Raw genomic sequence first — 17,787 nt, forward strand, 5'->3', positions numbered from 1 at the left:
GTAACGCGTTAGCGTCAGGTATTCGCATTCCCACGTCGGTTGGCTGGTGATCTCATGACCCTTATCGAACACAAGGAAGAGGGCCGCCAGGACTTCTCGTCACTGCGGCAGGGCGGTCTCAACTGGGACTCGTTTCCATTGCGACTCTTCGTCAAAGGGAACTCCCGGTTCTGGGATCCGGTGGCGATCGACTTCTCCCGGGACGCGCAGGACTGGGTGGAGCTGAACGACGAACAACGGCGCAGCGCAACCTATCTGGTGAGTCAGTTCATCGCCGGGGAGGAGGCGGTGACCGAGGACATCCAGCCGTTCATGAAGGCGATGGCGACCGAGGGCCGCTTCGGTGACGAGATGTACCTGACACAGTTCTGTTTCGAGGAGGCCAAACACACCCAGGTCTTCCGGATGTGGATGGACTCCGTCGGACTGACCGGCGACCTCCAGCCCTTCGTCGCCGACAATCCCTTCTATCGCCGCTTGTTTTACGAGGAGTTGCCGGCGTCTTTACACGCCCTCGAACACGACGCGTCGCCGCGTAACCAGATCCGCGCGAGCGTCACCTACAACCACGTCATCGAGGGCAGCCTGGCACTGACCGGCTATCACGCCTGGCAGAAGGTCTGTACGCGGTTCGACATCTTCCCCGGCATGCAGAAGCTGATCCGGTTCATCAGCGACGACGAGCGGCGCCACATGGCATGGGGCACCTTCACCTGCCGCCGTCACGTCGCCGCCGACGACTCGCTGTGGGCCGCCGTCGGCGAGCGCATGGACGAACTCCTCCCCTTGGCGCTCGACATGATCGACTGGGTCAACCAGCAGTTCGACGAGCAACCCTTCGGGCTCGACAACAACGAGTTCCTGACCTATGCCGCCGACCGCGCCCAGCGCCGGCTCTCCGCGATCGAGTCCGCCCGCGGACGCTCGGTCGCCGACATCGACGTCGACTACTCCCCAGAAGTCCTCGAGGACGCCATGGGCGAGGACGACGCGGTGCGGTTGCAGATGTGACCCGCTGCCCCGCCGGCTGAGCCGGCACCCCCAACCCCCGACGGCTGAGCCGGCACCGAGCGCAGCGAGGCGCCGCGTCGAAGCCCCCCACCCCCCGCCGGCTGAGCCGGCACCGAGCGCAGCGAGGCGCCCCACCCCGCCGGCTGAGCCGGCACCGAGCGCAGCGAGGCGCCGCGTCGAAGCCCCCCACCCCGCCGGCTGAGCCGGCACCGAGCGCAGCGAGGCGCCGCGTCGAAGCCCCCTACCGCACGTCCAGATCGACGACGTCACGACACCGCGCGTCGACGAGCCGCCGCTGGTGGCTGACCAGCACCATGCCGGCACCGTCGTCGACGAGCGCCTGAAGCAGCCCGATGACCGCCCGCGCCGACAGTGGATCGAGCATCGCGGTCGGTTCGTCGCACAGCACGAACCGCGGCGCCTGCACCAGCAGGCGGCCGACGCAGGCCCGTTGCAGCTGACCGTCGGAGACCTGTGATGGGAAGCGGTCGAGGAGTGCGGGGTCGAGACCCACGCGTCCGGCGACCGCCTCGATGTCACAGTTGCGTCGCGCGATCGTGGCGGGTTCCGCGACGATCCTGCGCAACGTCCAGCGCGGATTGGTGACCAGGCGGGGATGCTGGGCGATCAGTCCGATGGTTCCCGGCCGAAGTTCCACACCGCGCTGCTCGACGGTGCCGGCCGCGGGTGCGGTGAGTCCGGCGAGGATGCGCAGAAGCGTCGTCTTGCCGCTGCCCGACTGGCCGACGATCCCGAGGACGGATCCCGCGTCGACGGAGACGTCGACGCCGGTGAACACCTCCCGGCTCCCGAACCGGGCGGTCAGGCCGTGCCCGAGCAGCGTCGCCGTCATGAGACGGGCTCGAAGAATTCGGCGACGTACGGCTCTGACGAACGGAGAACCTCGGCAGCTGGACCTTCTTCGACGATCCGTCCGGCCCGCATGACTGCGACTCGGTCGGCACCCCCCTGCCGGCTGAGCCGGTCCCGAGCGAAGCGAGGCACCGCCCCCTGCCGGCTGAGCCGGTCCCGAGCGAAGCGAGGCACCGCCCCCTGCCGGCTGAGCCGGTCCCGAGCGAAGCGAGGCACCGCGTCGAAGCCCCCCACCCCCCGCCGGCCCCCGACCATCGTGTCCACGTCATGAGTGATCACCAGCACCGCGGCGCCGCGTCGTGCGGTGTCCGCCAGGAGTCCCCAGATCGCGGCTGCGAGGTCGGGGTCAAGCGCAGAGGTCGGCTCGTCGGCAACGAGGATCGCGGGGTCGCCGGCGATGGCTGCGGCGATCGCGGCGCGCTGGGCCATCCCGCCGGACAGTTCGTGCGGGTAGAGCCGCAGAGCGTCGGGATCGAGGTGGACCGCCCGGCACAGCTCGACGGCGTCGCGCGTGCCGCCGAGCCCGCTGATCACCTCGTCGAGCTGTGACCCGAGCGTGCGCACCGGGGTGAACGAGGTGGCCGCCGACTGCGGCACCAGCCCCACTCGACGTCCACGCAGCGTCCGCCAGCGTGGGTCGCGACCGGCGACCTCGTCGTCGAGGAAATCATCGTCCCCGAGCGACACCCGGCCGGTCACTGACGATCCGGGCGGGAGCAGCCCACACAGCGCAGCGGCAACCATCGACTTCCCGCACCCGGATTCGCCGACGAGAGCGGTCATCGCGCCGGCAGGTAGATCCAGGGTGACGTCATCGAGCACCCGGACCGGTTCGCGGCGTCGAACGGCGACATCGACCGTGAGGCCGTCGAGACGAGCACTCATCGCCAGACCTCCCCGGTCGGAGGCGAGGTGGCGCGGCGCAGCGAGCCCGCAGCTGCCGAGCAGGCGAGCGCGGTGACCATGAGTGCGAGACCGGGGACCACGAGCGTCCACCAGGCGCCGGTGAGGACGTCACCGCGCGCCTGCCCGAGGAGGGTGCCGAGGCTCGCGGCGTCCGGGGAGAGACCGACGCCCAGGAACGACAGAGTGGTCTCGTGCCACACCGCATGCGGGAGTAGCACAGTCAGCGCGACCAGTACTTGACCGGAGACCGCGGGCATGAGGTGCCGGGTCGCGATGAACGTTCGCGAGGCGCCGGCGAGCCGCGCGGTCTCCACCCAACCGGCCGACGTCGCCTCCAGCAGCTCCGCCCTGACCACCCGAGCGACGGCCGGCCAGTGGGTCAGCGCGATCGAGACGATGATCGCAAGAGGTTCGCCGCGCCACATCGCGGCGATCACCACGCCGACGACGAGATGCGGAAGCGCGTTGACGCCGTCCACGACGCGCATGACGATCGCGTCGACCCACCCGCCTGCCGTCACCGACGCGATACCGACGACGACGCCGAGGACGGTGGCGAGTATCGCGCAGGCGAGTGCGATGACCAACGAGATCCGCAGGCCCTCCGCGGTGCGGACCCCGAGGCCGTATCCGGAATGGTCGGTGCCCAGGAGGCTACCGTCGCCGGGGGCGCGCAAAGCCTGTGCGAAGTCGGCGGTCTGTTCCTCAGCGATGAGAGGCCACCCGATTGCGAGCGCGCCGATGACGCCGAGGACGATCCAGGGGGCAGCGGCCTTGATTCGGTCGGTCGCTGCGGCCCAACGACTCTCGTCGCGCATCGCCGGAGGCGAGATCGCGGTCATGCCCGCAACCCGATCCGCGGATCGATCGACACCGCAGCTGCATCCGACAACGCCGATCCGATCAGAACGAGGACAGCCGATCCGACGGCCAGCGGCGCGAGGAGGGAGAAGTCAAGTGCCACCGCCGAATCGACGAGCGCCTCGGCGAGACCCGGCCAGCCGAACACGGTTTCGACGATCGCGGCGCCGGCGATGAGTTCGGGCAACCGTGTCCCGAGCAGGGCCAGCGTGGGCAACACCGAGACCGGCACGATGTGTCCCCGCAGCAAGGTCCATCCACCTACCCCTCGGGCGCGCGCTCCCCGGACCGCGTCGGACGCCGCGGCATCGACGACCGCCGAACGCATCGTCAGCAGCAGCCACGGGATCATGGAGATCGTCAGCGCCAGATAGGGCAGCACCGCGTGGGTGAGCAGTCCGTCGACCGAATAGTCGTCACCCGGCCGTCGTGCGCCCGATGTCGGTAACCACCCGAGCCCCACCGCGAACATGCTGACCAGCACGAGCGACACCACGAACGGCGGGGTCGCGGCGAGCATCGCGGCCAGCGTCGTGCAGGCGCGGTCGAGGATCCCGCCGCGCCGCATGCCGACGACCGCCCCCAGCGCGATGGCGACGACCGCGGCAGATATAAACGCCGCCAACGACATTCCCAGGCTGAACGGAAGACGTTGGCCGATCAGTTCTGCCACCGGCTGACGCATGGTCGACGACCATCCCAGATCTCCCTGAAACACCGCGACCCACCACTTCCACCAGGCCGCGAACCAGTGGTCGTCGAGTCCGTAGGCCTGCGTGACGGCATCCCGCTGCGCTTGCGTCGCCGACTGGTAGTTGTCGCCGAGGTGCGCCGTCAGCGGATCGAACGGCGACGCCGCGGCGACGGCGAACACTCCAAGCGACACGAGCAACACCGTCGGGACCATCACCAGGATTCGACGTCCGAGGAGTCGGACGGCAGTCCGGGACCGGGTGCGCCGTCGCGCGTGTTCGCCAGTGCCGGAGGGATTCTCCGCGGCGGGACGCGAGGCGCCCGAAAGCCCTGCGGTGTCCGCTCGGATCTGCGTGGTCACGACGTCGGAGTCCAGGACGGCAGATTCCACCAGGGTCCCCAGGTCACGCCGTGCGAGTGGGGTTCGAGAATCGGCGCATCGTGCGCCCACCCCGCGCTTCGTGCGACATAGGCGTGGTGAACGAAGGCGAGGAAGACCTGTGACGGCTGGTCGGCATAGATCTGCTGGATGCGACGGTACCGTTCGTCGTTCTCCGGACCCGGCGCCGATTCGCGTGCGGCGTCCAGTAATTCGTCGAGTCCGGGTGCGGTGAAGTCACCCGGATTGGAGTAGGGCGACGAACCCGGCACCCGGGTGTGCAGGGCGTCGTAGACCTGGGAATCGATGCTGTACGGGGTGGCACCGCCGCCGAGAAGCGCGGCAGCCGAGCCCATCTTGGTGTCGATCTCGTCCCAGCTGGTGCCTCGCGTCAACACTTCGACGCCGATCTGCTTCATCGACGCCGCGAACGCCACCGCCAGGTCACGACGCAGGGTGTCCTCGGCGTTGTAGAGGAGCACGAAGGATGCGCGGACGCCGTCACGGACACGGACGCCGTCGGAACCGGGTCGCCAGCCCGCATCGTCGAGGATCGACGCGGCTCGGGAGCGGTCGTAGGCGAATTGGGCGTCGGGGTTGTAGGCGTCTCCGTAGACTTTCGCGATCGGTGTGCCGGCCGGTTCACCCTTGCCCACGAGGACGTCCTCCACGATCGACGTCCGGTCGACGCCGATGTTCATCGCCAGCCGCGCGGAAGGGTCTGCGGTGAAGTCGTTTTCGGCCGGCAGCGACACGCCCCGCCAGTCAGCCGTCGCCACCACGGCGACGTCGACACCGGACCCGTCGGCGAACGCGTCGGCCAGTCGCGGCGGGAGGCTCGCCCCGTCGGCCTCACCCGTCTGCACCCGCTGCGCGCGAGAATTGTCGTCGGGTACATGCGTATAGACGATCTTGCGCACCGACGGAGCGTCGCCGGCTCGGTCGTCGCGAGCGACGAGGACCGCTTGGTCGGGGTCGAGGGATTCGAGGCGGTAGGGGCCGGTCCCGACGGGTTCGGTGTTGATCGCCCACTGCGCAGCAGGCGTTGCCTCCACTTTCTCCGACGGGACGATACCCACGAGCAGGTACGGCGAGGGATCGGCATCGGTGTTCATGGTCAGTCTGATCGTGTGCGGCCCATCGGCTTCGACCGTGACAATGGGGGCGAAGTCGGTCGAGATACCCGACGCGACCTTCGGGTCGACGGCCGCGCGATAGGTCGCGACCACGTCGGCCGAGTCGAAGGCACTGCCGTCGGAGAAGGTGACACCGTCCTTGAGCTCTAGCCGCCACGTGCGGGGTGCGACGCGCTCGGGCTTCGACGCGGCCAGTGCGGGCACGAGATCGGGGATGCGGTCGTCACCGTCGGCGGCCGGAACCAGCAGCCCGTCGTAGATCGGCGACACACCGAGCTGACCGTAGCCGAGCATCGGGTTGAACAGCCCGAGCTCCTGGCTTTCGGCGAGCACGATCTGATCCGACGCCGGAGCGCTCTGCCCGCCGCCGCAACCCGCGAGAACGAATCCGGCGAGCAGCGTAGCGGTGACCGAGACGGTCACCGGCCGTCCGAGCAGCCGACGTCTCACATGTGTCGTCATCGACATATGTTCGCACAGACACACGTCGGTCGCATCCGACCCCGAGCTGTTGGTGTATATCGGGAGGGTGGCACAAGCAGGAAGAGGGGTTCCGGTGACCGACTTCGACGCGGACTCGTGGGCCGCGCGTTTCACCCTGCTCAGCGACCCGACCCGACTCCGCCTCGTTGCCGAGATGCACGCCCACCCGGGCTCGACGGTCGCCGAACTCGCGGCGGCCATCGGGATCACCGAGAATGCCGCCTCCCAGTCGATTCGCGCCCTGCGCGCCCAGGGATGGGTGCGATCGGAGAAGGTCGGCCGAACGGTCCACTACGAGGTCGTCGGCGACGCGATCGTCCATCGAATCCTGCACGACATCATCGGCGTCGGACACATATCCCCCGGTCACGAGCACAATCACCAACACCCGTGACAACGGATTAGAACACGTTCTAATCTGGTGGCGTGGATGTCTCCTACGAAGCGACCAAACGGGAACTGACGACCGACCAGGGCACCCTGCGCTACCACGAGGCGGGTGACGCCGACGCGCCGCCGCTGATCCTGCTGCACGGATCGGGTCCCGGTGTCACCGGTTGGCGCAACTACCGCGGCAATCTCGGCCATTTCGCGCAGACACACCACTGCTACGTGATCGAGTTCCCCGGTTTCGGCGTCAGCGACGCGGTCGAGGGTCACCCCGTCCTCACCGCCGGCGGCTCGGTCATCCGGTTCATGGATGCGCTCGCCATCGACAAGGCCCCCATGATCGGCAACTCCATGGGTGGCGTCGTCGGCGTCAACCTGGCGATCAAGAAGCCCGACCGCGTCGAGAAGCTCGTCACCATCGGCGGCGTCGGCCCGAATGTGTTCAGCCCCAGTCCCAGCGAGGGCCTGCGACTCCTCCAGGAGTTCACCGACGCGCCGGAGAAAGACAAGTTGGTGCGGTGGCTCAACTCGATGGTCTTCGACCGCTCGCTGGTCACCGAGGAGCTCATCGAGGAACGCTGGGAAGCCGCCATCAATCCGGATGCCCAGAAGACCGCCCAGATGATGTACGGCTCCGCGGCTTTCGAGATGCAGCAGCAGTTCATGGCCGCCTCCGACACGCCGCCGTACTGGGCGTCGATGCACAAGGTCGCCTGCCCTACGCTGCTCACCTGGGGCCGCGACGACCGAGTCAGCCCGCCCGACATGGCGATGGTCCCCATGCGTCTCATCCCCGACGCCGAGCTCCACATCTTCCCGAAGTGCGGGCACTGGGTGATGATCGAGGCCAAGGAGGCCTTCGAGGCCACGGTCACCTCCTTCCTCTCCCGCTGACCCCTCATTCCCGCTGCATCATTCCCCTCCCGCCGAGCCGTTTCCCTTCCGCCTGTCAGATCCACCAAGCGGGAGGGAAACGGCTCCGCGTAAGGATCTTTCATTCATCGGTCCGCGTTCCGCGACCACAGCAGGTATCCGTACGCGAGAGCGAAGATCCCCGGCCCCAATTGCACAAGGTGGTTCTGCGACACCGCGTGGTCGAGGTCCTGATCGGTGAAACCTGCGCGCAGCGCATCGTCGCGTGCGATCAGACCGCTTCGGTCTGCCGGTATGAGGGTCATGCGCACTTAGACGCATCACGGCGTCGAACGGTTCCCCACCAGCCCACCGAATAATCCGTTGCCCCTGCGTCTCCCCACTGGCATAGTTCCCGTTCGGCACGAGGACCAGCAGGCCGGAGCGGGATACCGCGACGCGTCCCTGCGCGTCGGAATCCTCGCGTCTACTTGATGGCAAAGGGTCTTTTCAACCCATTCAGGTTCGAGTCCTGATCACGGCACCGCTCCCGGGATCACGGGTTCGGCCGGTCCTGTGGTCGTCACGGTGAGTCGTACGCGAATCGACGGAGCACGATCCCACCGGTCGGCCCGCCCGCGAGCGGTGTCGCCAATACAACCACATACGTCCCGACAAACATTGCGACGCAACGGAAAGGAGGATCGCCATGATTTTCTACAACGAGATCACCGTCCCACCGGGTCATACGGTGCTGGCCTACCGGGGTACCGAGGTCCAGTCCCTGGGAACCGGCCGTCACCAGATCCCCAAGCCCGACTCGACGGTGACCGTCGACCTGCGCGACCGACTTATTCCCGTTGCGCCGCAGGAGATCCTCACCTCGGACTCGATCTCGATCCGGGTGTCGATGTCGTTGCGCGCCCGCGTGATCGATGCACGGGCGTTCGTCGAGCGGGCGGCCGACCCGATCGGCGCGGTCTACCTGGCCGCGCAGATCGCGCTGCGCCGGGTCTGCGCCAACGTCCCGTCGGAGGATCTGATCCGACGCGGCGATGCCGTCGACGTCGGTCCCATCCGTGCGGCCGCCGCCGAGGTCGCCGCCACCGTCGGTGTCGAGGTGCTCGATGTCGCCATTCGGGACATCATCGTGCCGTCCGAGATCCGCAGTGCCGCACTCGAGGTGATCACCGCCAGGACCCGCGGCCTGGCGAAGCTCGAGGCAGCCCGGGCCGAGACGGCATCCCTGCGGGCACTCGCGAATGCGGGCCGTCTGCTCGACGCCCATCCGGCACTGGCGCAACTGCGGCTCATCGAGGCGGTACCCTACGGCGCCCGCGTCGTGCTCAGCGTCGGCGGTACCGAGGTGCCCTCGGAGGATTGAGCCTTCGCGCGGAGGCGTTTCCGTCCCGCTTATTGAGCTCAATTGGCGGGACGGAAGCCTGTACGCGGGGGAAAACCAAGAGCCCCGGCCGGAATGAATCCGGCCGGGGCTCCTGCGTGAGAGATCAGCTACCCGCTCCCTGAGGTGCGAGGAGCGGTAGCGACGAGCCTCGAAGCGTCAGTACTTCTCGCCCTTCGCGGCCTTCTCGACCAGCGAGGCCGGCGGCTCGAAGTGCTTGCCGTACTTCGAGGCGAGGTCGCGTGCGCGATCGACGAAGCCCTGCAGGCCACCCTCGTACCCGTTGATGTACTGGATGACACCACCGGTCCACGCGGGGAAGCCGATACCGAAGATCGAGCCGATGTTGGCGTCCGGAACGGAGGTGAGAACTCCTTCGTCGAAGCACTTCACGGTCTCGAGGGCCTCGGCGAAGAGCATGCGCTCCTTCATGTCCTCGAGCGGGATCTCCGTGGTGCCCGACTTGAACTGCTCACGCAGACCCGGCCAGAGCTGGGTGCGCTTGCCGTTCTCGTCGTAGTCGTAGAAGCCCTTGCCGTCCTTCTTGGCGGTGCGGCCGTTCTCGACCATCCAGTCGACGACGGCGTTCGAGCCGTGCTGCGGAACTTCCTTGCCCTCGGCCTTGAGCGCTGCCTCGGTCTCCTTGCGGATCTTCTGCGGCAGGGTCAGGGTCAGCTCGTCCATGAGCTGCAGCGGCGCGGCCGGGTAACCGGCCTGGGTGCCCGCATGCTCGATGAACGCCGGCTCGATGCCTTCGCCGACGGCCGCGATGGCCTCGTTGACGAAGGTGCCGATGACGCGGCTGGTGAAGAAGCCACGGCTGTCGTTCACCACGATCGGGGTCTTGCGGATCTGCAGCGTGTAGTCGATGACCTTGGCCAGCACCGCATCCGAGGTCTTCTCACCCTTGATGATCTCGACCAGCGGCATCTTGTCGACCGGCGAGAAGAAGTGGATTCCGATGAAGTCCTCGGAACGCTTCACACCCTCGGCGAGGATGGTGATCGGCAGGGTCGAGGTGTTGGAGCCCAGCACGGCGTCGGGCTCGACGATGTCCTCGATCTCCTGGAACACCTTGTGCTTCACCTCGACCGACTCGAAGGCGGCCTCGATGACGAGGTCCACGCCCTTGAAGTCGGCGGCGTCGACGGTCGGGTGGATGCGGGCGAGGAGCGCGTCGCTCTTCTCCTGCGTGGTCTTGCCCTTGGCGACGGCCTTCGCCTCGAGCTTCTCCGAGTAACCCTTACCGCGCTTGGCAGCTTCGAGGTCGATGTCCTTGAGGACGACCTCCATGCCGGCCTTGGCCGACACGTAAGCGATTGCGGCACCCATCATTCCGGCGCCGATGACGCCGACCTTCTTGGCGGTGAACTTCTCGTAGCCCTCGGGACGCGAGCCGCCACCGTTGATGTGCTGCAGGTCGAAGAAGAACGCCTTGATCATGTTCTGTGCGACCTGGCCGGTGACCAGCGAGACGAAGTAGCGGGTCTCGATGATGTCGGCGGTGTCGACGTCGACGTAGGCACCCTCGACCGCTGCGGCCAGGATGGCCGGCGGCGCCGGCATGTTCGCGCCCTTGAGCTGCTTGCGGAGCAGAGCCGGCAGCGCCGGGAGGTTCGCGGCGAAAGCCGGGTTGGTGGGAGCACCGCCCGGGATCTTGTAGCCCTTGACGTCGAACGGCTGCTGAGCCTCGGGGTTCTCCTTGATCCATGCCTTGGCGGCGGGGATCAGTTCCTCGATGGAGCCGACGACCTCGTCGACCAGACCGGTCTCCTTGGCCTTGGTCGCGTTGAAGCGCTGGCCCTGGAGCAGGACGCCCATGAGGGCGTTCTGGATACCGAGCAGGCGGACGGTGCGGACGACGCCACCGCCACCGGGGAGCAGGCCGAGCGTGACCTCGGGCAGACCGATCTGGACACCCTTGACGTCCGCGGCGATGCGGTAGTGGGTGTGCAGCGCGATCTCCAGGCCGCCACCGAGCGCGGCTCCGTTGATGGCCGCGACGACGGGCTTGCCCAGGGTCTCCAGACGACGCAGCACCTTCTTCATGCCGTTGGTGGTCTCGGTGATCTGGGTGGCGATCTCGGCCTTGGAGACGTCCGAGCGGTCGCTCGTCATGTCCTTGAGGTCGCCGCCGGCGAAGAAGGTCTTCTTCGCCGAGGTCAGGACGACACCGGTGATGTCGTCCTTCTCCGCCTCCAGGCGATCGACGGTCGCAGCCATCGACTCCTGGTACAGCGCGTTCATGGTGTTGGCGCCCTGGTTGGGGTCGTCCATGGTCAGGATGACGACGCCATCGGCGTCCTTCTCCCAGTTGATCATGTTGTCACTCATGGTGTTTCGCAGAGTTCTTTCTCGTGAAGTGGGAGGGGGTCAGAGACGCTCGATGATGGTCGCGACGCCCATGCCGCCACCGATACAAAGAGTGATCAGGCCGTAGCGGCCGCCGGTGCGCTCGAGCTCGTCGAGGCAGGTGCCGTAGATCATCGCGCCGGTGGCACCGAGCGGGTGCCCCATGGCGATCGCGCCACCGTTGATGTTGACCTTCTCGTGCGGGACCTTCAGATCCTTCATCCACTTCATGACGACCGACGCGAAGGCCTCGTTCAGCTCGAAGACGTCGATGTCGTCGATGGTCAGGCCGGCCTTCTTCAGTGCCAGCTCGGTGGCCGGGGTCGGGCCGGTGAGCATGATGGTGGGCTCGCTGCCGACCTCGGCGAAGGAGACGACGCGAGCACGCGGGGTGAGGCCGTTGCGCTTGCCGGCCGCCTCGCTGCCGACGAGCACGAGGCCCGAACCGTCGACGATGCCGGAGCTGTTGCCACCGGTGTGGACGTGGTTGATCTTCTCGACGCTCGGGTACTTCATCAGCGCGACGTCGTCGAAGCCGGCCATGTCCGCGAGGGCGGCGAAGGCGGGCTTCAGCTTGCCGAGGCTCTCGACGGTCGAGCCCGGACGACGGTGCTCGTCGTGGTCGAGGATGGTGACGCCGTTGATGTCCTTGACGGGCACCACGGACTTGGCGAAGTAGCCACTCGCCCAGGCCTTCTCAGCACGAGCCTGCGACTCGGCGGCGTACCCGTCGATATCCTCGCGCGAGAATCCCTCCATGGTGGCGATGAGGTCGGCACCGATGCCCTGGGGGACGATGTAGTGGTCGTAGGCGGTCGCGGGGTCGGTGAAGAGCGCTCCGCCGTCGCTGCCCATCGGGACGCGCGACATCGACTCGACACCACCGGCGATGACCAGGTCGTCGAAGCCTGAGGCGACCTTGGCCGCGGCGAGGTTGGTGGCTTCCAGGCCGGAGGCGCAGAAGCGGTTGACCTGAGTACCGGGGACGCTCTCGGGGAGGCCGCTGTTGAGGGCCGCGGTGCGTGCGATGACCGCTCCCTGCTCGCCGACCGGCGAGACGACACCGAGGATGACGTCGTTGACATCGGCGGGATCGAGACCGCCGTGGCGGGCCAGGAGCTCGTCGATCAGACCCGAGACCAGGTCGACCGGCTTGACGCTGTGCAGCGCACCGCCGCGCTGCTTGCCACGAGGCGTACGGATCGCCTCGTAGATGAATGCTTGATCAGGCACGAAAGTGTTCCTTTCACACGAACCACCAGTTGGTTACCCACCGAGGCTAACGCGGAATCACTTATTTGGCTATACCCCATGGTCAACGACTCTCGCTCATCGGTGAATGTGCGCTATGGTCTGTTCACCATGCCTGACCGTAAAACAACCCGCACCAAGGGCGCCGACCGCAAGCGACAGCTCGTCGATTCCGCGGCGGCGCTCTTCGTCCAGCGTGGCTACGCACAGGTGTCGGTGGCCGATATCGCCCGCGCAGCCGGGGTCACCGCACCGTCGGTGTACAGGCATTTCGACGACAAGCAGTCCCTTCTCGAGCAGGCCGTCCTCGCCGGCGTCGACGACCTCGAGGACTGCACCGATCGCGCCCTCAGGCACGGGAACGACGCTGCGACGCTGATCTCGACGGTGTGCGCGCTCGCGGTCAAGAGTCCGCAGACGGCATCGCTCTGGCGTTGGACGAGCAACTACCTGACCGTCGACCAGAACAAGCAGGTCGCGCTCCGCACCCGCGAGGTGATCGGGCAGTGGGCGGCCGCGATCCTCACCGGACGCGACGACCTGACCGAACGCGAGGCGGTCCAGCTCGCGTGGGCGATCCTGAGTGTCAGCGGCAGCCTGACCGTCCATCACACCCGGATGTCCAGCGTTCGTGCCCGCGAAGAGATCGAGAAGCTGGTCCGACGCCTGCTGGCGCTGAGTCCGTCGACCGCGCCGCCACTCGACACGACACCGGTCGTCACCGGTGTCACGCGGTCACGCCGCGACGAGATCCTCGACGCCGCGGCCGCACTGTTCGCCGATCGCGGTTATTCCGATGTCGGCGTCGACGAGATCGGGGGCGCCGTCGGCATCGCGGGACCCAGTGTGTACAAACACTTTCCGTCGAAGATGGCGATCCTGGTGGCCATCGGTCACCGCAGTGGCGCCCGCCTTGAGGCCGGGGTGATGGCGGCATACGGCGCAACCAACGACCCGGCGAAACTCTTGGCCGCACTCGTTGATTCCTACGTCGACGTCATCACCAGCACGCCCGACCTCTCGGTCAGCTTCAACAACTCGTCGGTGCTCGCCGGGCAACCCAGCGCGACCGACCTGCTGGACATTCAGCGGCGTTACGTCGCGCGGTGGACCGATCTGCTCGTCGAGGTGGACCCGTCACTCAAGCGCGACCAGGGCGCGGTGGCCGTCCACGCGGCACTGTCGATCGTCAACGACGCGGTGCGGATGCGTCGGGGAGCCCAGAGCCCCCAATTCGCCGCGCGGATGGCGTATCTCATGAAGGGCGTGCTCGCCATCTGACCCGCCGGACCCATGGCGTCGGGTTGCGCAGGCGCATCCTGCACCCAATGAGCCTCCCCCGGCCGCACAGTGCGAGACACTGTCTCCATGCCGGAAGACTCACGCTCCCTCGCCGGAGACGACCGCGGACCGTCCGTCGCCGATGTCAACGAGCCCCGCTACACGCGCGACGAGCTGATCGCACAGTTGGGCATCAAACCCGAGTTCGCCGAAAAAGCCTGGAATGCGTTCGGTTTCGTGCGCCGATCCACCGATGACAAAGTCGCCACCGAGAGCGACGTCGCCGCGTTGCGCGTGTTCGCCGCGTCGTCGGGCGCCATGCCCGAGGCCACGCAGATCGCGATGGCGCGGGCGATCGGCCAGACGATGTCCCGGCTGGCCGATTGGCAGGCCGATCAGCTCCGGGAGATCGCCGACGACCCGGACACCCCGTGGGATCTCGACCAGATGAGCGCGGCACTGGGTCAGGTCCAGCAGCTGATCTGGCGACGCCACATGGCGCTCGCCCTCGAACGTCACGTGGAGCATTCGGCGGATGAACAGTTCGACCTGATCGTCGGGTTCGCCGACATAGTCGGTTACACGAGCCTCTCGCGGCGGATCGACCTGACCGACCTCGAGGCTCTCCTCGGTTCGTTCGAGGACGACACGTTCGACGTCGTCGTCGATCACGGCGGTCGCGTCGTCAAGACGCTGGGCGACGCGGTGATGTTCACGTTCGAGGACGCGCATGCTGCCGCCGCTGCGGCCATCCGCATCCACGAGTTGTCCGAGAACGATCACCTGCCACCGCTCCGCGTCGGACTCGCACGCGGACCCGTGCTGACCCGACTCGGCGACGTCTTCGGTGAACCCGTCAACATCGCGTCCCGCCTGGCCGGGTCCGCCCGTCCGGGAACAACTCTCATCGACGACACCATCGCCGACGAGATCAGCGCCGACGACCGGTTCTATCTCAAATCGATGCCCTCACTGCGGGTCCGGGGTTACAAGCACCTCAAGGCCCGCGTCCTCGAAGCACATCGCGACGGCCCCCTGAACGACTGACCAGCAGACGTCAGTTCGACCGGCAGACTTCGATCGAGATCTGGCAGTCGGGAATGAGGTCCGGCCCTGGGTTGTGGACAGCGATCTGCGACTCTGCCCCTGCCGATCTACCCTGGCACCAATACATCTATGGTTGTTTGCGATATCAACGGGGGATTTGTGTCGGACTTGGTTGTCGATCCAGCAGCACTCGATACCGCTGCAACGGACGTCGCGAACTGCGCATCACGGCTGATGGCGCTCGAGTTAACGTCGTACGCGGGCCTCGAAGGGACGTCTTCGACCTTCGGTGAACTGGCCGGCAACTTCAAGGGTGCAACGAGTGACATGTCCGTGGTCGCAGCCAGCGCCGATCACGATATCGCCTCGTCGCTGGCTCACCTGTCCGGCGCGGTGTCCGCATGCTCCGAAATGGTGCTCGACGCCAAGGAAACCACCGTTGCCACAGACGATCAGAGTGCGGGCCGGATCAGGGACGCAGTCCCCTACCCCACTCGTCAAGGCGACCAGACACACCACGTCGTTCCGCTCAGCGTTCTGTTGTCGGTGCAGTAAGCCCTATGCCACCGAGTTACAACGAGGTGACCTCGTGGAAGCCCGAGGTCATGGCGCAGATCGCGTTCGGCGTCGTTCGATTGCAGGCCCATCTGGAGGTCGAAGCGCCGAAGCCGGTAACCCGGTTCTCAACCTGATGCTGTCGGACTGGCAAGGCAACGCCCGCGGTGCCGCCGACACCAGGGCTGAGAGCCTCACCCGATGGATCAGGAACACCGCCGACGAATTCGGTGACCTCGCAGAGGTCCTGCAGAACGGGGCAACCAACATTCGCAACGCAATCACTGCGCTCGAGAGTCGAACCACCCTGGCCGACAGCAGGGGCTACATCCTTGACCGCGGAAGCCGCGGGTACGCAGTGAACTTCGATCCGGCCCGGGCGCCGGATGGCGCCGAGTACGACGCCGGCGAAGCCTTCGAACACCAGTCCGCGCTCTCGGGCCTCGCGACAGTTGCGGACGATACGGTGACCGCCACGCGGGATGCAATCAACGGTGCACTTGGCGAAATCGGCGGGATGACACCAGCTTCCATTGCAAGCAACCGCGGAGTCGTCGACCCGGGACTCGCGGAGAGCGACGCCAAAGCGGTGATGGCAGGCACAGCGACCCCGGAGCAACGCGGACGTTTTGAACGCATGATGGCGCTTACGCCTCAACAGCTCGAGAACCTCAAGGCTGGTAAGACAGACGGGCTCGATCCGTCGCGGGTCGAATACATTAAGAACGCCCTCGGACTTACGGGTGACTTATCCGGCCCAGCTGCGACAGCAGCGATCTCTGCGATACAGCGACGCGGTGAAGACATCGCTGAGGCTTATCGCAGGTCGAGGCGGTCTGTGGGTCAGGCAGGGATGAGTGCGGACGATGTCGCGCGTATGAGCTCTCTGGGCAAGACGATGGCAAAAGGTTCCTTTTTTCTCGGCTTGGGTGTCACGGTCTACGACGAGTGGAGCAAGTACGATCGCGACGAGCAGGATGGCGGCGACGCTGCTGCCGCCGTCGTCGGGGCTGTCGGCGGTGGGGCGATCGGGGGAGCTGCAGCGGGAGCCGTGGTGGGCTCGTTCGCCGGTCCCGTTGGCACCGCTATCGGAGCTGGGATCGGCGCCGCCATCGGCAGCAAGGCCGGCGCCGACGCAGTGAAGTTCGTGAAAGGTTGGTTCGATTGATGGCGAAACACACTGACTCCGGCAAGCGAGACCCTGACTCATTGCCGCCATGGAAAGCACAGACTCAACGCGACCGCCCGCGACGGCTGTCCACGAGCCTGTCCGACAGTACGACGAGCTTCATGTTCTGGACACCACTGGCATGTATCCCGTCTGGCCTGACCTTCTTCCTGGGGCTGCTGTGTGGGGGTGCGTTATCAAGCTGATGAATGCAGGGACGGCAAACGCGTGATCGCAGCCCTCGAGTACGCAATCGCGAACTTCGCGGCGACGGCCGAGCTCAGGGCGTCGTCGGTCAGCTTGGATTTCGTTCCACCCCCTGCGTGGTACGACATGGAGACCGACGTCGCGCACAGCGCAATGGCGAGTCGCGTGCTTCTTCGTTCCGAAACTCCGCCGCCCACGTTCGTCTCGAACACTGTGATTCAATATTTCACTCTTGGCGACATCGATCCGATCCGCCTGTCGACGATCGATACAACTCTCGATATTCAGGCGCTCCCAGGGGCTACGGTCGTCGACCACACAGTCGGCCGGAACGGCTACCTTTGCGCCGACTACGGCGGGTACGTCGCTGACGGCTTGAATCTGCACGTTCGCCGATCGCAGCTGGCCTATCTGACTTCGACTGGACAGTCTGCCCTTGCGATCTTCACGGCCACAGCTCCTGTGCCCGTTTGGGAAACAATCGAATCAGAAATCAGAGAAATGGAAGATCTGTGGTTGACGAAGATTTCAACACCGACAAGTGGCGACAGCTGAGCACCTATTTCAGCGGGAAGCTGTCCATGTTCGTCACGTACCCGCTCCTGACCTTCTGCATCGGATTGGTGCTTGGGTACGTGACATCGACCTGACAAACGTCTTCTTCCTCGACAGCTCCGGTAGGGAGGGCTCGATCCGATCAAACGGCCTCGATCGAATTGGACCGAGCTCGGCGCAGCCATCGGCAGTGTGGCCAGCGCTGCAACCTTCCAGCAGTTCTGAATCGATAGGACAGGTGACCCGAGGTATGAAGCGACGTCACGCCGGCGCTCCGCGGCATAGGTCGAACCGTCGTCCTCATGACAACGCGATCGCGGTGACCGACCAGTTCAAGAATGCGCTGATCTGCGCTCCCTCGTGGACCGCATTCCTCGTCGGACTC

General features: G+C 66.3%; 16 protein-coding genes and 1 pseudogene. 9 read left to right on the forward strand and 8 right to left on the reverse strand.

What is annotated here, in order from left to right:
- Positions 1 to 54 precede the first annotated feature (54 nt).
- Positions 55 to 1,011 carry a R2-like ligand-binding oxidase gene (locus GAA2_RS21430; protein ID WP_159405713.1) on the forward strand — a complete coding sequence of 319 codons (957 nt, stop codon included), beginning with the start codon at positions 55 to 57 and terminating at the stop codon, positions 1,009 to 1,011.
- A gap of 241 nt (positions 1,012 to 1,252) precedes the next feature.
- Here the strand turns inward: GAA2_RS21430 and GAA2_RS21435 are convergent, their stop codons facing one another.
- The 5 genes and pseudogenes from GAA2_RS21435 to GAA2_RS21455 all read right to left on the reverse strand — a co-directional run bounded on the left by GAA2_RS21435 (position 1,253) and on the right by GAA2_RS21455 (position 6,321).
- Positions 1,253 to 1,864, reverse strand: a complete 612-nt coding sequence (locus GAA2_RS21435; protein WP_096274798.1) for an ABC transporter ATP-binding protein — start codon at positions 1,862 to 1,864, stop codon at positions 1,253 to 1,255.
- 272 nt (positions 1,865 to 2,136) lie between these two features.
- Positions 2,137 to 2,769, reverse strand: a pseudogene (locus GAA2_RS21440) (ATP-binding cassette domain-containing protein); the annotation flags it as partial.
- Positions 2,766 to 3,632 (reverse strand): ABC transporter permease, encoded by an 867-nt coding sequence (locus GAA2_RS21445; protein ID WP_096274799.1) that lies wholly within the window; start codon positions 3,630 to 3,632, stop codon positions 2,766 to 2,768. The pseudogene GAA2_RS21440 and the gene GAA2_RS21445, both read right to left, overlap by 4 nt.
- A complete protein-coding gene (locus GAA2_RS21450) occupies positions 3,629 to 4,705 on the reverse strand; it encodes an ABC transporter permease (RefSeq protein WP_096275040.1) in 1,077 nt (358 codons plus the stop codon). The genes GAA2_RS21445 and GAA2_RS21450 overlap by 4 nt, the downstream gene beginning before the upstream one ends.
- Positions 4,702 to 6,321: an ABC transporter substrate-binding protein gene (locus tag GAA2_RS21455; RefSeq protein WP_191834603.1), complete on the reverse strand. Its 1,620-nt coding sequence runs from the start codon at positions 6,319 to 6,321 to the stop codon at positions 4,702 to 4,704. Before GAA2_RS21455 ends, GAA2_RS21450 begins: the two co-directional genes overlap by 4 nt.
- 94 nt (positions 6,322 to 6,415) lie before the next feature.
- Here GAA2_RS21455 and GAA2_RS21460 point away from each other — a divergent pair, with 94 nt between their 5' ends.
- Together GAA2_RS21460 and GAA2_RS21465 are read left to right on the forward strand one after the other, a co-directional pair.
- Complete coding sequence (locus GAA2_RS21460) at positions 6,416 to 6,736, forward strand: ArsR/SmtB family transcription factor (RefSeq protein WP_096274800.1); 321 nt, start codon at positions 6,416 to 6,418, stop codon at positions 6,734 to 6,736.
- Between the two features lie 32 nt (positions 6,737 to 6,768).
- Entirely contained in the window at positions 6,769 to 7,626 is an 858-nt protein-coding gene (locus tag GAA2_RS21465; RefSeq protein WP_191834604.1) for an alpha/beta fold hydrolase, read from the forward strand.
- A 104-nt stretch (positions 7,627 to 7,730) separates the two neighbouring features.
- Here GAA2_RS21465 and GAA2_RS21470 read toward each other — a convergent pair whose 3' ends face one another.
- On the reverse strand, positions 7,731 to 7,910 hold the full coding sequence (locus tag GAA2_RS21470; RefSeq protein WP_096274802.1) for a type IV toxin-antitoxin system AbiEi family antitoxin domain-containing protein: 180 nt from the start codon (positions 7,908 to 7,910) through the stop codon (positions 7,731 to 7,733).
- A gap of 383 nt (positions 7,911 to 8,293) precedes the next feature.
- On the opposite strand from GAA2_RS21470, the gene GAA2_RS21475 reads away from it, so the two are divergent.
- Positions 8,294 to 8,968, forward strand: a complete 675-nt coding sequence (locus GAA2_RS21475; RefSeq protein WP_096274803.1) for a slipin family protein — start codon at positions 8,294 to 8,296, stop codon at positions 8,966 to 8,968.
- Positions 8,969 to 9,145: 177 nt separating this feature from the next.
- On the opposite strand, the gene GAA2_RS21480 is transcribed toward GAA2_RS21475, so the two are convergent.
- Together GAA2_RS21480 and GAA2_RS21485 are read right to left on the reverse strand one after the other, a co-directional pair.
- Positions 9,146 to 11,320 carry a 3-hydroxyacyl-CoA dehydrogenase NAD-binding domain-containing protein gene (locus tag GAA2_RS21480; protein ID WP_096274804.1) on the reverse strand — a complete coding sequence of 725 codons (2,175 nt, stop codon included), beginning with the start codon at positions 11,318 to 11,320 and terminating at the stop codon, positions 9,146 to 9,148.
- Positions 11,321 to 11,359: 39 nt separating this feature from the next.
- Positions 11,360 to 12,571 (reverse strand): acetyl-CoA C-acetyltransferase, encoded by a 1,212-nt coding sequence (locus tag GAA2_RS21485; protein ID WP_096274805.1) that lies wholly within the window; start codon positions 12,569 to 12,571, stop codon positions 11,360 to 11,362.
- A gap of 129 nt (positions 12,572 to 12,700) precedes the next feature.
- Between GAA2_RS21485 and GAA2_RS21490 the strand changes: the two genes are divergently transcribed.
- The 5 genes from GAA2_RS21490 to GAA2_RS21510 all read left to right on the forward strand — a co-directional run bounded on the left by GAA2_RS21490 (position 12,701) and on the right by GAA2_RS21510 (position 17,402).
- Positions 12,701 to 13,870 (forward strand): TetR/AcrR family transcriptional regulator, encoded by a 1,170-nt coding sequence (locus GAA2_RS21490; RefSeq protein WP_035760660.1) that lies wholly within the window; start codon positions 12,701 to 12,703, stop codon positions 13,868 to 13,870.
- 87 nt (positions 13,871 to 13,957) lie between these two features.
- The gene (locus GAA2_RS21495) at positions 13,958 to 14,917 is read left to right on the forward strand and encodes an adenylate/guanylate cyclase domain-containing protein (RefSeq protein ID WP_096274806.1); all 960 of its coding nucleotides are present in this window, start codon (positions 13,958 to 13,960) and stop codon (positions 14,915 to 14,917) included.
- Between the two features lie 159 nt (positions 14,918 to 15,076).
- Positions 15,077 to 15,472, forward strand: a complete 396-nt coding sequence (locus GAA2_RS21500) for a hypothetical protein (protein WP_024499446.1) — start codon at positions 15,077 to 15,079, stop codon at positions 15,470 to 15,472.
- A gap of 136 nt (positions 15,473 to 15,608) precedes the next feature.
- The gene (locus GAA2_RS21505) at positions 15,609 to 16,640 is read left to right on the forward strand and encodes a hypothetical protein (RefSeq protein WP_236577696.1); all 1,032 of its coding nucleotides are present in this window, start codon (positions 15,609 to 15,611) and stop codon (positions 16,638 to 16,640) included.
- A 189-nt stretch (positions 16,641 to 16,829) separates the two neighbouring features.
- Positions 16,830 to 17,402 carry an acetyltransferase gene (locus GAA2_RS21510; RefSeq protein WP_236577697.1) on the forward strand — a complete coding sequence of 191 codons (573 nt, stop codon included), beginning with the start codon at positions 16,830 to 16,832 and terminating at the stop codon, positions 17,400 to 17,402.
- Positions 17,403 to 17,787: the final 385 nt, after the last annotated feature.

Origin of the sequence: Gordonia ajococcus (assembly GCF_012974285.1) — a bacterium.
Taxonomy (GTDB): Bacteria; Actinomycetota; Actinomycetes; order Mycobacteriales; family Mycobacteriaceae; genus Gordonia; species Gordonia amicalis.

Coding starts and splice junctions, on each gene's coding strand:
- GAA2_RS21430 (WP_159405713.1), top strand. CDS start 55: ATGACCCTTATCGAACACAAGGAAGAGGGCCGCCAGGACTTCTCGTCA.
- GAA2_RS21435 (WP_096274798.1), bottom strand. CDS start 1,864: ATGACGGCGACGCTGCTCGGGCACGGCCTGACCGCCCGGTTCGGGAGC.
- GAA2_RS21445 (WP_096274799.1), bottom strand. CDS start 3,632: ATGACCGCGATCTCGCCTCCGGCGATGCGCGACGAGAGTCGTTGGGCC.
- GAA2_RS21455 (WP_191834603.1), bottom strand. CDS start 6,321: ATGACGACACATGTGAGACGTCGGCTGCTCGGACGGCCGGTGACCGTC.
- GAA2_RS21470 (WP_096274802.1), bottom strand. CDS start 7,910: ATGACCCTCATACCGGCAGACCGAAGCGGTCTGATCGCACGCGACGAT.
- GAA2_RS21475 (WP_096274803.1), top strand. CDS start 8,294: ATGATTTTCTACAACGAGATCACCGTCCCACCGGGTCATACGGTGCTG.
- GAA2_RS21480 (WP_096274804.1), bottom strand. CDS start 11,320: ATGAGTGACAACATGATCAACTGGGAGAAGGACGCCGATGGCGTCGTC.
- GAA2_RS21490 (WP_035760660.1), top strand. CDS start 12,701: ATGCCTGACCGTAAAACAACCCGCACCAAGGGCGCCGACCGCAAGCGA.
- GAA2_RS21495 (WP_096274806.1), top strand. CDS start 13,958: ATGCCGGAAGACTCACGCTCCCTCGCCGGAGACGACCGCGGACCGTCC.
- GAA2_RS21505 (WP_236577696.1), top strand. CDS start 15,609: ATGCTGTCGGACTGGCAAGGCAACGCCCGCGGTGCCGCCGACACCAGG.